Annotated in this window: 8 protein-coding genes; 4 read left to right on the plus strand and 4 right to left on the minus strand. The window is 69.6% G+C overall.

Annotated elements, in window-relative coordinates; genetic code table 11:
• Positions 1 to 3,702, plus strand: a 3,702-nt coding sequence (locus DB31_RS48235; RefSeq protein ID WP_052420457.1) for an Ig-like domain-containing protein, incomplete at its 5' end; no start/stop codon positions are given.
• Between the two features lie 77 nt (positions 3,703 to 3,779).
• Here DB31_RS48235 and DB31_RS33310 read toward each other — a convergent pair.
• Entirely contained in the window at positions 3,780 to 5,351 is a 1,572-nt protein-coding gene (locus DB31_RS33310) for an ATP-binding protein (protein WP_044195565.1), read from the minus strand.
• A gap of 143 nt (positions 5,352 to 5,494) precedes the next feature.
• Here DB31_RS33310 and DB31_RS33315 point away from each other — a divergent pair, with 143 nt between their 5' ends.
• Positions 5,495 to 5,938: a hypothetical protein gene (locus tag DB31_RS33315; RefSeq protein ID WP_044195462.1), complete on the plus strand. Its 444-nt coding sequence runs from the start codon at positions 5,495 to 5,497 to the stop codon at positions 5,936 to 5,938.
• Between the two features lie 12 nt (positions 5,939 to 5,950).
• Positions 5,951 to 8,365, plus strand: coding sequence for a hybrid sensor histidine kinase/response regulator (locus DB31_RS33320; RefSeq protein WP_052420458.1), 2,415 nt, complete (start codon positions 5,951 to 5,953; stop codon positions 8,363 to 8,365).
• Between the two features lie 6 nt (positions 8,366 to 8,371).
• Here DB31_RS33320 and DB31_RS33325 read toward each other — a convergent pair whose 3' ends face one another.
• Positions 8,372 to 9,463, minus strand: coding sequence for a mannosyltransferase family protein (locus DB31_RS33325; RefSeq protein WP_044195466.1), 1,092 nt, complete (start codon positions 9,461 to 9,463; stop codon positions 8,372 to 8,374).
• On the minus strand, positions 9,460 to 10,929 hold the full coding sequence (locus tag DB31_RS33330) for a hypothetical protein (RefSeq protein WP_044195469.1): 1,470 nt from the start codon (positions 10,927 to 10,929) through the stop codon (positions 9,460 to 9,462). Before DB31_RS33330 ends, DB31_RS33325 begins: the two co-directional genes overlap by 4 nt.
• A gap of 111 nt (positions 10,930 to 11,040) precedes the next feature.
• Between DB31_RS33330 and DB31_RS33335 the strand changes: the two genes are divergently transcribed.
• Positions 11,041 to 11,994 carry an RluA family pseudouridine synthase gene (locus DB31_RS33335; RefSeq protein WP_044195472.1) on the plus strand — a complete coding sequence of 318 codons (954 nt, stop codon included), beginning with the start codon at positions 11,041 to 11,043 and terminating at the stop codon, positions 11,992 to 11,994.
• On the opposite strand, the gene DB31_RS45455 is transcribed toward DB31_RS33335, so the two are convergent.
• A complete protein-coding gene (locus DB31_RS45455; protein ID WP_052420459.1) occupies positions 11,977 to 13,575 on the minus strand; it encodes a sensor histidine kinase in 1,599 nt (532 codons plus the stop codon). The two genes, DB31_RS33335 and DB31_RS45455, sit on opposite strands and share 18 nt — an antisense overlap.
• Positions 13,576 to 13,650 lie beyond the last annotated feature (75 nt).

A 13,650-nucleotide genomic window follows, 5' to 3' on the forward strand; every position in this document is an offset into this window, starting at 1 on the left:
CCGGCCAACGGGTCGAGGACCAACAACAACAGGCCGACGTACACGGGCACGGCGGAGCCCAACAGCACGGTGACGGTGATTGTGGACGGCACCTCGGTGGGCACGGTGGTGGCGGACGGCTCGGGGAACTGGAGCTTGCCGCAGCCGACGGCGCTGACGGATGCCTCGCACACGGTGAGGGCCACCGCGACGGACGCGGCGGGGAACACCAGCGTGTCGTCGGCGACCCACACGTTCATCGTGGACACCACGGCTCCCACTGCGCCGGTGGTGACGGCCCCGGCCAACGGGTCGAGGACCAACAACAACAGGCCGACGTACACGGGCACGGCGGAGCCCAACAGCACGGTGACGGTGATCGTGGACGGCACCTCGGTGGGCACGGTGGTGGCGGACGGCTCAGGGAACTGGAGCTTGCCGCAGCCGACGGCACTGACGGATGCCTCGCACACGGTGAGCGCCACGGCGACGGACGCAACCGGTAACACCGGCCCGTCGTCGGCGACCCACACGTTCATCGTGGATACGACAGCTCCGGCTGCGCCGGTGGTGACGGCTCCGGCCAACGGGTCGAGGACCAACAACAACAGGCCGACGTACACGGGCACGGCGGAGCCCAACAGCACGGTGACGGTGATTGTGGACGGCACCTCGGTGGGCACGGCGGTGGCGGACGGCTCGGGGAACTGGAGCTTCCCTCAGCCGACGGCGCTGACGGATGCCTCACACACGGTGAGGGCCACGGCGACGGATGCGGCGGGTAACACCAGCGTGTCGTCGGCGACCCACACGTTCATCGTGGACACGACGGCTCCGGCCGCGCCGGTGGTGACGGCTCCGGCCAACGGGACGACCCTCAGCGACAGCACGCCGACGTACACGGGCACGGCGGAGCCCAACAGCACGGTGACGGTGATTGTGGACGGCACCCCGGTGGACACGGTGGTGGCGGATGGCTCGGGCAACTGGAGCTTTACGCCCGTGGTTCCGCTGGCGGATGGCCCTCACGCGGTGAAGGCCACGGCGACCGATGCGGTGGGCAATATCAGCCTCGACTCCGCCACCAACACGTTCATGGTCGATACGGGAGGCCCTGCGGCTCCGATTATCACCGCCCCGGCCAACGGTTCGATCACCAATGACAACACGCCGACGTACACGGGCACGGCCGAGGCCAACAGTACGGTCACGGTGATCGTGGATGGCACCTCGGTGGGCACGGCGGTGGCGGATGGCTCGGGGAACTGGAGCTTCACGCAGCCGACGCCGCTGGCGGATGCCTCGCACACGGTGAAGGCCAGGGCGACCGATGCCGTGGGGAACACCGGGCCCGAGTCCACCGCCAACACCTTCACGGTGGACACGGCGGCCCCGGCCGCGCCGATGGTGACGGCTCCGGCCAACGGCTCGACCACCAGCGACAACACGCCGACGTACGCGGGCACGGCCGAGCCCAACAGCACGGTGACGGTGATCGTGGACGGCACCTCGGTGGGCACGGTGGTGGCGGACGGCGCGGGGGCCTGGAGCTTCACGCAGCCGACGCCGCTGACGGATGCCTCGCACACGGTGAAGGCCACGGCGCGGGATGCTGCGGGTAACACCAGCGCGGAGTCCGCCGCCAACACCTTCACGGTGGACACCACGGCTCCGGCCGTGCCGGTGGTGAGCACCCCGGCCAACGGCTCGACCCTCAGCGACAATACGCCGACCTATACGGGCACGGCGGAGCCCAACAGCACCGTCACGGTCATCGTGGATGGCACGCCGGTGGGGACCATCCCGGCCGATGGCTCGGGCGCCTGGAGCTTCACGCCGACGGCGGGCCTGACGAATGGCCCGCACACGGTGAAGGCCAGGGCGACCGACGCGGTGGGCAACGTCAGCCCCGAGTCCAACGCCAATACCTTCACGGTGGACACGGACGTGCCCGATGCGCCGGTGGTGCTCACGCCGGCCAACGGCTCGATCACCACCAACAACAGGCCGACCTACAGCGGTACGGCCGAAGCCAACAGCACCGTCACCGTCTACGTGGACGGCACGTCGGTGGGTACCACGACGGCGAATGCGTCGGGGAACTGGAGCCTCGCGCAGGCCACGGCGCTGGCGGATGGCCCGCACGCGGTGAAGGCCACGGCCATGGATCCGGTGGGCAACACCAGCCCGGACTCCGCCACGAACACGTTCACGGTGGACACCACGGCTCCGGCCGCCCCGGTCGTCACGGCTCCGGCGGGCGGCTCGACGATCGCCGACAACACACCGGCCTATACGGGCACGGCCGAGGCAGGCAGCACTGTCACGGTGATCGTGGACGGCACGGCGGTGGGCACCACCATCGCCAGCGCCACTGGCGCCTGGAGCCTCACGCAGGCCACGGCGCTGGCGGATGGCCCGCACACGGTGAAGGCCACAGCCACCGATGCGGCGGGCAATACGGGCCCGGAGTCCGCCACGAACACCTTCACAGTGGACACCACGGCTCCGGCGGCTCCGGTCGTCACGGCTCCGGTGGATGGCTCGACGATCGCCGATAACACGCCGGCCTATACGGGCACGGCGGAGCCCAACAGCACCGTCACGGTCATCGTGGATGGCACGCCGGTGGGGACCATCCCGGCCGATGGCTCGGGCGCCTGGAGCTTCACTCCGACGGTGGGCCTGCCGAACGGACTCCATACGGTGAAGGCCACGGCGACGGACGCGGTGGGCAACGTCAGCGCCGAATCCGCCACCCACTCCTTCACGGTGGACGCCACGATTCCCCCCGCGCCCGTGGTCCTCACCCCGGCGAACGGCTCGGTGACGAACAACACCACGCCGGTCATCTCCGGCACCTCCGAGGCCAACGCCACGGTGACGATCTACCTGGGCGCGCAGCAGCTGGGCACCACGACGGCGGATGCCTCGGGCAACTGGACCCTCACGGTTCCCACGCCGCTGGCCGAGGGTCCGTACGACGTCAGCGCCACGGCCACCAACGTCCTGGGCAACACCAGCGAGCGCTCCAACACGAACCGCTTCACCATCGACACCACGCCGCCCGAGGCGCCGGTGATCACCACCCCGGTGAATAACGCGGTGCTGGGCAACAAGCGGCCGGTCATCTCCGGCACCGCCGAGGCCAACAGCACGGTGACGGTGACGCTCGATGGCACGGTGCTGGGCACTGCCACCACGAGCGCCACGGGGAGCTGGAGCCTCACGCCCGCAGCGGATCTGGCCGAGGGCCAGCACACGGCGGTGGCCACCGCCACGGACGTCGCGGGCAACACCAGCAGCCCGTCCAACGCGGTGAGCTTCACCATCGACACGACGCCGCCGGATACCACCATCGTCTCCGGCCCCGAGAGCGAGACCCAGAACCGGGACGCCACGTTCGACTTCAGCTCCAACGAGTCGGGCGTGACGTACGAGTGCAGCATCGATGGGGCTGCCTTCACGGCGTGCTCGGACCCGGTCACCTTCGAGGACGTGGCCGAGGGTCCGCACACCCTCGAGGTGCGCGCGAAGGACTCGGTGGGCAACGTGGATCCGACTCCGGCCACGGCCAGCTGGACGTACACCCCGCCGCCGTCCGACTGGGCGCTGCTGGGCAACGGCGTGGGCTGCGCCTCCACGGGCAGCAACCCCTCGTCGCTGGCGATGATGGCTCTGGGGGTGCTGTCGGTGGTGCTACTCCGGAAGCGTCGGCAGTAAGCCGCCTCACCGGAGCCAGGGGCCAAGGGGGCCGCCCAGCGTCTAGAAGGACCTGACGCCTGGACGGCCCCTTCGCGTTACACGCGCAAGACCGTGACGCTTCGCCCGGAGGCAGTGAGGGCCTGCTCGAAGCGGCCGGGCGGTGTGGCTCGGGACTGCGCTCTGCGGTCAAAGAGGACGAGCACTCCCTCGGGCAGGCCCAGGCGCTCCAAGTAGCCATCGAGCTGAACCAGGCCATCGGAGAGTGGGTCTGCCTGGTTCTCGCGCCAGAGCTTGAGTTCCACGGCGTGGAGCTGCCATCGGCGCTGCTCCTGATCCTGGTACGGCCAGCGCACCAGCAGGTCGATGCGCCCCCGGCCCACGCCGTATTCACGGTCCACGAAGCCTCCGCCGTTCACGACGCACTGGAGGAAGGCCATGAAGACGAGCTGGGGTGCCGCTTCATGGTAGGGCACTCCCGCGGTGAGCACCTCGCCGTGCTGCCGCCAGAAGACAGTGAATTCGCGCAGCAGCCGGTCGAAGTCGAGCCGTCCATCGGGAAGCACGAAGCTCTTGGGCTCTGCCTCGACCTGGATCTCCACCGAGCCTGCCAGCACGCGAGCAATCACCTCGCGGTAGATGGGGTTGGCTACGCGCAGTGGGTTGTTAACCGCGCACAGGCCCAGGTCCCGCAGGTACTGGACGTCCTCCGAATAGGTGTCACTGGTCGTGACGTCACCCGCGAGCAGCGGTTCGATGACGCGGCGGACACGCGGGTCATGGAGCTTGGCCATCAACGAGTCCAGGTGGGTGGCTCGCGCGAGGATGAGGCGCTCCTTGGCCGTCTCCACGTGGTCCACGGAGATGGGCTCGCTCTGCGGGACGGCGAGCTTCTCGGTGAGTTCCCGGGCCAGCGCGTTGACGAGCCAGGGTTGCCCACGTGTCAGCTCGAAGAGCCGGGAGAGGGCTGGGGCAGAGAAGGCCTGTCCCGTGTCGGCGGTGTACTGGGCACAGAGCTCCCGGACCTCCTGTGCGGTGAAGTCTCCGAGCCGGAAAGACTCGACCTTGATGTTGAAGGGGCTGGAGGTGCCCAGACGCTCGGGATTGCCGCCGCTGGCCGCCTTGTAGTCGCGCACATCCCTCAGGCCGCACAGAACGACCGAGGCCGGAAAGAAGGCAGGCCGATCGGGAAAGCCCTCACGGAGCTGGCGCAGCACGCTAAGGAGGCTCTGGCCACGCAAGGCATCGATCTCATCGAAGAAGAGCACCAGGGGGCGTGGGCAGGCGCGGGCCCAGGCGGTGAGCGCTGCACTCAGCAGCGAGCTGTTGGGAGCCGCCGGGAAGGGAGGCGGGTGCAGCTCCGAGGGCAGGTGGATCTCCGCGGCGCGGCGGAGGCCCGCGAGGATCGCCCGTTGCGCTTCGGCGAAGTCATCGCCCGCGGCCTCGCCCGTCTCACAGGAGAAATGGAGCGCGGCGTAGCGGCCCGAGCCTGTGAGGTGTGCCGCCATGGCACGCAGGACGGTGGTCTTCCCTGTCTGCCGGGGGGCGTGGACAACAAAGTAACCCGATTGCTCAATCAGCCCCGCCGCTTCGGGGAGTCTGCGCTCCGCGGGAACCATGTAGTGCCAGTCCGGGCGGCAGGGCCCAGCGGTGTTGAAGCGGCGTGGCATGAGCAGCCCCCCTGTCAGGCCACTCACCGTATCCCCTACCTGAAGGGTAGGGAAGGCCATTCAACCGGCCGAGGAAGCCCTCTCCCGCCGGGGAGTCCCTTTCCCTCTCCTAAGTCACACGCGGGCTGGTGTAGACACGGAACATGGCTGATAAGCGCCGCTTTGATCTCTTTGCCCAGTTCATCACCGAGCGCTTCCCCGCCCCCCGTATCTTCGACATCGCGGGTGGCCAGGGCCGGCTCAATGAAGCCCTGTCAAAGCTCGGGCGCACTGTCACCACCTTCGACCTGCGCCACAAACACCTACCTGTGCGTTTCGCTCAGCGTGCGTTCACCCTGGAAGAGCCGTGTGAGGCGGACCTGCTCGTGGGCATGCACCCGGATGGTGCCACCCGAATCATCATCGAATACGCCGCTCTCCACCGGCTGCCTTTCGCGGTGGTTCCCTGCTGTTCTGATAACAGCATGCCGTACAATCCCTGGATGCGTCACCTCGCGGAGCTGGCTCGAGAGCGAGGCTTTCCCCGGGTGCAGGAACACGTGCTCCCCATGGATGGCCGAGCTCGCGTGATCCTGGGGGAGTTGTAAACAGAGGGATTCGTGCACGTCTTACTCTTGAAGGTGCCACGGCCGCTGGAGCAAGAGCTGGAGCAGCGCTTCCAGCTCGACGGGGGAACGGCTCTTGCTCTCCAACTGCACCGCGCGGAGCGGCTGGAGGAGCTCTCCGAGTCCCTCGCTCCCTCCCTGGTCGTGCTGGCCGACCCGGGAGGGCCCCTCGATGAGCTCACCCAGCTCTGCCGCCAGCTCCGTGCCCGCCGCCCCCTCACTCAGTCGCACCTCACGCTCCTGACCCAGCGGCCCTCCGCAGACCTCTCGTTGCTGGCTCGCGCGGGCGCGGATGAGTGCCTGGCCCCTCCTGGAGAGAGCTGGGGCGTGCGGCTCACCGCCCTCCACCGGCGCCTGCACCCGGAGGATCCTCACGTCCCGGATCTCGCCCGCCTGGAGCGGCCCCGGCTCAGCTCCTTGGAGGCGCTCTATGTGCTGCTCTCCAGCACCTCGGCGGAGATCGGCCATGACTTCTTCCAGCCCCTCGTGTCCCAGTTGGCCTCCGCGCTCCGGGTCTCCAGTGCCCTCGTCGGCGAGCTGAGCCCCGGTAGAGACAGCCTCAACACCCTGGCGCTCTGCGTGGACGGCGGCTTCCGCCGGAGCGTGTCGTGGCCGCTGCGTGGCACCATCCTGGAGCAGGTGGTGACGCACGGCAGCCGCCACCTCCCCGAGGGTGTCCGGTCCCACTTCCCGGAGGACCCCGTGCTCCAGCAGCTCAAGGCTGAGGGCTTCCTCGGCGTGACGCTGAAGGACGCTCAGCAGAAGCCCCTCGGCATCCTCGCCGTCGCGCACACCGAGCCCCTGGACGCCGGCCTCATCGACTACGCCCTCCTGGGCGCACTGGCGGCCCGTGCCGGCGCCGAGCTGGCGCGCCTGCGCGTCCAGGCCGAGCTGGAGCGCACCCGGGACTTCCTGCGCAACACCCTCAACGCGCTCCCGGATCCCGTCTTCGTCAAGGATCGCGCCCACCGGTTCGTCATCCTGAACAGCGCGTTCTGCCGCGTCTTCGAGCGCACCGAACAGGAGCTGCTCGGCATGTCCGACTACGACTTGGTGCCCGCGCAAGAGGCGGACCTCTTCTGGAAGAAGGATGAGGAAGTCTTCGCCGCCGGGCAGCCCCGGGAGAACGAAGAGACGCTGACGGACGGCTCCGGCAGCTCCCGGATCCTCAACACCAAGAAGGCCCCCTTCACCGCGGGCGGGGGCGAACCCTTCATCGTCGGCATCATCCGCGATGTCACCGAATGGCGGAGGTTGGAGATGCAACTGCGGCTCACGGACCGGATGGCCTCGGTGGGGATGCTGGCGGCAGGGGTGGCTCACGAGATCAACAACCCCCTGGCCTATATCTCCTCCAACCTCACCTATGTCGCCGAGCACCTCGCGCACGAGGAGCTGACGCCCACTCAGCTCACGGAGCTGCGCGACGCCGTCCTCGAGTCGCTCGAGGGGGCCAGCCGGGTGCGCGTCATCGTCCAGGATCTCAAGTCCTTCGCGCGCGCGGACGATGAGTCCCAGGGCTCGGTGGATGTTCACCGCGTCATCGAGGGCGCGCTGCGCCTGGTCCGCAACGAGGTCCACCACCGGGCCCGGCTCACACGCTCGTTCGAGCCCGTCCCCGCGGTGCGGGGCAACGAGGCGCGCCTGGGCCAGGTGCTCGTGAACCTGCTGGTGAATGCCTTGCAGGCGTTCCCTCCGGAGCGCTTGGCCGAGCAGAACAGCGTCAACATCGCCACCCGCAGCCGGGGCGAGTGGATCCTCATCGAGGTGGAGGACAACGGCCAGGGCATGAGCCCCGAAGTCCAGCGGCAGATTTTCGAGCCGTTCTTCACCACCAAGCCGGTGGGCATCGGCACAGGCCTGGGGCTCTCCATCTGCAACAACCTCATCCGCATCATGGGCGGCTGGATCGAGGTGCAGAGCAATCCGGGCTGGGGAAGCACCTTCCGGCTGGTGCTCCCGACCTTCGCGCCGAAGAGCGACGCCCCCGCCGCCACCGCGAGCACCGGGCGGGAGAAGACGGGCGCACAGGGGCTTCGCCGCAAGGTGCTCCTCATCGATGACGAGCCCGCCGTGGGCACCGCCGTGCGCCGGCTGCTGCGCGACTACCACGAGGTGGAGTCGCTCCAGGACGCGCGCGAGGCGCTCAAGCGCATTGCCAACGGCACGAAGTACGACGCCATCGTCTGTGACGTCATGATGCCGGAGATGACCGGGGTGCAGTTCTTCATGGAGCTGGAGCGCAGCGCGCCAGAGCTGGCGCGGCGAACCGGCCTCATGTCCGGCGGCGTGTTCAGCCCCCACGCCATCGAGTTCATCGAGTCCCGCGCCGTCGAGCTGCTCCACAAGCCCTTCGAGCGCGAGGGCCTCCGGAAGTTCGTGGAGCGCCTGTGCGCCTCCATCCCCTGAGCGGGCTCAGTTGACGTTGTACCAGTGCGCGAAGAGGAAGAGGAACATGCCCTGTAGCAGCGCTCCCGCGCACACCGAGGGCATCAGCAGCGCGGGGCGCCGGGCCAGCCACGCACCGAGCGGGAGGAACGCGGGCCAGCAGGAAGCGCTGTAGCGGCCCAGCCCCGCCAGCCCCACCGTCCACAGGGTGAGCATCAGCCCGGCCGCGAACGCCGCCAGCACTCGCCACCGGGGCTCGCGCAGCAGCATCACCGTGCCCGCAGCGGGCACCAGTGAGAGCAGCACGTAGAGGTACACCTCCAGCGGCAGAGACTGCCCGCGCAGCAGATCCGCCAGGCCGAACCAGGCCAGGTCCCCCCAGCCCTCCTTGCGGTGCGTCCACCAGGCGAACGGCTCGCCGCGCGTGGCGTACAGGTAGAGCATGTAGAGCGAGGCCAGCGCGAATGGCAGCACGAGCCCCAGGAAGGCCCGGTGGAGCAGGAAGCGGCGCGGGTGCAGGCCTCGTTCCTTCACCTGCGCGGCGAGCAGGGACAGACCCGCGACGATCGTCAGGTGTCTCGCCAGCACCCCGAGCCCGAGCACCCCGCCCGCTGTCACGTGCCGCCCGCGCATGGCCAGGAGCATGGCCCCCGCGCTGGTGAGCACCATGAGGGACTCGGGATAGCCCGCGGCCTGGAAGAAGGCGAACGGGAAGGAGGCGAAGAGGATCAGCCCCGAGCGCGCCACCTCCTCGCCCTCGGTCTCTAGGAAGACGCGGTACACCGCGAGCAGCGCCCCCAGCCCCGCGAGGTTCCCCAGCACCACCAGGGCGTGCGGCACCGACAGCCCCGTCACCAGGGACAGGCCCTTTCCCAGCAGCGGGAAGAGCGGGAAGAAGTTGGTCCAGAAGGGCTCCCGGTACCCCTCGAGCGCGATGTGCGTGTAGTACAGGCAGTCCCAGCGGCAGAGGCCTCCCAGCGAGGGCACGTCGAGCAGGGGCGGGCCCTCGAAGTGCAGCCGTGGGTCCATGCGCAGCGACCAGCTCGTGAGGGCGAGGATCGCCGCGCGGGTGAACAGGAACACCCCCACGGGGAACGTGGCCCAGCCCAGGCGGCTCATGGGTGCTCCCGCCGCAGCAGGATGCAGTCCTCGTTCTCGGGCTCCAGCACCTTCGCCCAGCCGCCCTCCCGCTGCAGCGCATCCGGCAGCACGCTGCCCGGGCCCGTCCGGTTCCACAGCACGTAGTCCGGCGAGTACCGCGCCAGCGCCTCGCGCCAGCCGGGCAGCCCGTAGACGAACTTGTCGTAGTCGTCGTGGATCTCCTGGGGGAAGGGATCGTTCCGGCTGTCGATGAAGACTTTGTACTCGGGGCCGGCGAAGTAGGAGATCGCCCCGCCCATGATGAAGCGGTTGAGCACCTTGCCCGGGGGCAGCGTCTTCAGCGTGTCGAAGCAGGCCAGCGGGAAGCGGCCGGGGTAGAGGCGCTCGCGCACGGTGGCGGGGTGCAGCGCGGCGGAGACCGCGAAGGCCGCGAGCACCACGAAGGGCCAGAAGGCGCCGTCCGCCCGCTGGAGCCATGCCGAGGCCCAGCCGTTCAGCCGGTTCCAGGCGCCGCGGACGGCCTCGGGGAGCGCGGAGGGGGCCATGCGCGCGTGGTGCTCCGCGATGAAGACAGCCAGGAGCAGGGCGGCAAACGGCGCGTGCCGCTGTGCGCCCAGGGAGGCCACCGTGAGCCCCAGGGTCGGCAGCAGGATGGCCCACGTGCGGGGCCGGGCGCCGCCACAGACGAAGACGGCCAGGAAGGCGAGGGCCAGGTAGTACCGCGCGAAGATCAGCGTCAGGTCCAGCGGCTGCCACTCCTCCAGTGTCAGCGTGGAGGCCAGGCGCGAGTGCAGGATGGGATAGAGGTAGATGCTGGGCCCGCTGGGAGACAGCGCCGAGGCGAGGTAGGCGAGCACCGCAGCCCCCATGGCCTGGGCACAGCGGCGTCGGTGCGCGGCGTCTCCGCCATCGAGCCAGGCGCCCACGGCGGTAGAGCCCAGCAAGGCCGGGCCGAGGATCCAACTGCCGTGCAGGTTGGCCCACAGCGCGCACAGCGGGACGAGCAGCCACGGTGCGAGCTGGCTCCCCCGGCGCCAGGCCAGCGTCAGCAGCACTGCGAGGGCGAAGAGCACATGGCCCAGGTGGTAGGGCCGCTCCTGGTACCAGGTGAAGGCCTGCGACACGAGCGTGAGGCAGAGCACCGCCAGCTCGATGAGCCCGGGGGAGGGTGAGGCCGTGCGGATGGCGCGCCAGGCCAGCAGCACGAAGGTGGCGATGAGGGTGGAGATGAGCAACTCGGGGCCCGCCGCGCCGAACACACGGAGGGAGAGCTCCGCGAGGATGCCGAAGCCCCACTCATGGGGAACCCAGCCCGCGGTGCCGGTGACGCTGAAGGGATCCTGGCGGGTGAAGCCATGCGCGAGCAGCCACCGGCCCCCGGCGAGGTGGAAGAAGAGGTCATAGTTCTTCAGGGGCGACAGAGCGATGGGCAGCGTCACCAGGAACGCCAGCACCGCCGCCGGGCCGGGGAGGAGTCTTCTCACGAGTCAGCACTCTAACCGGGGTTGGCGCGAGGGCCGCTTGCATCTCCACGCTCATGCCTGTGGAGTGCCCCCCGGCGAGCCCGGGCTGGACTGGGACGCCCCGAGGGCCCCATGGCGCCGCAGAAGATCACCGTCCCCCGAGAGGCCGCTGGAGAGCGGCTCGACAAGCACCTGTCGAAGCATGTGCCCGGCCTCTCGCTGGAGCGCGCCCGCACGCTGATTGCCCAGGGCCACGTGCGCATCCGCGGCAAGAAGTGCCAGCCCACCCGCAAGCTCTGGGGCGGAGAGGAAATCGAGCTGGAGCGGCCCCCGCCCCGCCGTCCGAACGCGAGGCGCTCCGTGGAGGGGCCCGAGCTGCCCGTGCTCCACGACGATGCGGACCTCGTCATCATCAACAAGCCCCCGGGCGTGGTGGTGGAGCCAGGGGGCCCCGAGGCCTCGGTGGTGGAGCTGCTCGCGGCCCGGCTGTCTCCCTTTGACGTGGAGGGCCTCGCGCGGCCCGGCGTCGTGCACCGGCTGGACCGGGAGACGAGCGGCTGCCTTGCGCTCGCGCGCACCGACGAGGCCATGGCCGCGATCGACCGCGCCTTCCAGGAGAAGCGCGTGGACAAGCGCTACTGGACGCTCGTGCTCGGCGAGGCCCCCGAGCAGGGCCGGTTGGAGGGCCCCTACGGCCGCGATCCCAAGGACCCGCGCAAGTACACCACCCGCGTCTCCTCCGCCCGCCGCGCGTCGCTGTCCTTCGAGGTGCGCGAGCGGCTCCGAGGCGCCACGCTGCTCGAGGTGAAGCTCGAGACGGGCCGCACGCACCAGATCCGCGTCCAGCTCTCCGAGGCGGGACTCCCCGTGCTCGGGGACGCCATCTATGGCCCGGCGGAGGCCCGCTTGCACCCGGCGGCCCAGGCGCTGGGACGGCAGGCGCTGCACGCGCTCCAGCTCTCCCTGCCGCACCCCTCGACGGGAGCCCTGCTCCGTGTGGAGGCGCCGCTGCCCGAGGACTTCCAGCGCGCCCTGGCGCTGCTGCGGAGCCCCGGCGGGGAGGGCGGCTCAGGCCTGAGCGGGTGAGCCCTGGTGGGGCAGGGCGAAGCGGAAGATCGTGCCCTGGCCCAGCGCGCTCTCCACCGAGATCGTGCCTCCGTGGGCATCGACGATGGCCTTGACGATGGAGAGCCCCAGTCCCACGCCGTTGCGGCGGGCGGGCTCCACCTGAAAGAAGCGGTGGAAGAGGCGGGGCAGGTGCTCGGAGGAGATGCCCGGACCGGTGTCCCGGACGCTGAACACCACGCCCGCCGGGTGCGAGTCCACCGAGAGGATGATCTGCCCGCCCGCAGGGGTGAACTTGATGGCGTTGCCCACCAGGTTCGAGAAGACCTGCATCATGCGCTCGCGATCGCATCGCACGCGTGCTTCCTGGCCTGCGGGCTCCAGGTGCAACCGGAGCGCCTTCTCCGAGGCCAGCACCGCGTGGCTGTCGAGCACCTCCTGCAGCAGCTCCTTCGCCCCGTGATGTTCCTGCCGCAGCACCAGCGTGCCCGCCTGGAACCGCGCCAGATCCAGCAGATCCTGGATGAGATGGTTCATCCGCTCGGCCGAGCGATCGATGGAGTTCAGCCGGGACTCGAGCAGGGGAGGCACCGCGATGGGCAGGGTCCGGCGGATGATCTCGGTGGACGTGGTGACCGCGGCGAGCGGGTTGCGTAAGTCATGCGCCACGATGGCCAAGAGCTCCTCTCGCGAGCGGGCCAGCGCCTTCGCCTCGGCGTACAGGCGCGCCCGGTCCAGCGCCTGCCCACACTGGTGCGCCAGCCCCATCATGAAGGCCCGGTCGTGCGCATCGAACGCGTGGAACTGGCGGAACGAGATCGCCAGACAGCCCCGCAGCCCCGTGCTCGTGGAGAACGGCAGCGCCACGCGCGAGCCTCCCACCGTGTTCACTTTGGCCACCATGGGGAAGGCGGCCTCCATCTCGGCCGTCTCGAGGTAGATCGGCTCGTTGCGGACAATCGACAGGCACATGGGCGTCTGCGCGGAGCTCGGCTGCCGGCGGAAGTTCTTGATGGAGAACTCGGGGTAGCCCCGGGTATTCACCATCTCCACCGTCTGTCCATCCTCGCTCCGCAGCGCCACACCGCCCGCCTGGGCCTGCAGCGCGTCCAGCCCCTGGTGGAGGATGACCGCCGTCACCTCCTCGGGCGTCACCGCGTAACACAGCGCGGCGGTGACCTGCTGGAGCCGCAGCAGGCGGGTATGGCTGGCCATCAGCGTCTGGCGCGCGCGCAGCAGCGCCTTCACCCAGGCCAGCAGCTCCTCCGCTTCATAGGGCTGAGCGAGGTACCCATCCGCCCCCGCCTCGAGCCCCGTGGTGCGCGCCAGCACATCCACGTCATTGGCCGAGGTCTGCAGGATGGTGATGGAGCTCGTCTGCGGATCCTCCTTGAGCCTCGCGCACACCGCGTGGCCGCTCAGGTCCGGCAGCCGCACATCCAGCAGAATGAGGTCCGGCGCCTGGCGGGCCTTCTCGAGCGCTTGCGCGCCCGTCATCGCCTCGAGCACCTCATACCCCGCGCGCTGCAGCGTGAGCGTGGTGAGATAGAGCGACGCCGGGTTGTCGTTCACGTTGAGGATGCGCGCGCGTTCGTGAGACACGGCCGTATTCTCCCCAAGGGGCATGAGCCGCACTGCCGAGCCCTCACCGCAACACGGTGAACAGCGTCAACTAGG

Source organism: Hyalangium minutum (assembly GCF_000737315.1).
In the GTDB taxonomy this organism is placed as follows: domain Bacteria; phylum Myxococcota; class Myxococcia; order Myxococcales; family Myxococcaceae; genus Hyalangium; species Hyalangium minutum.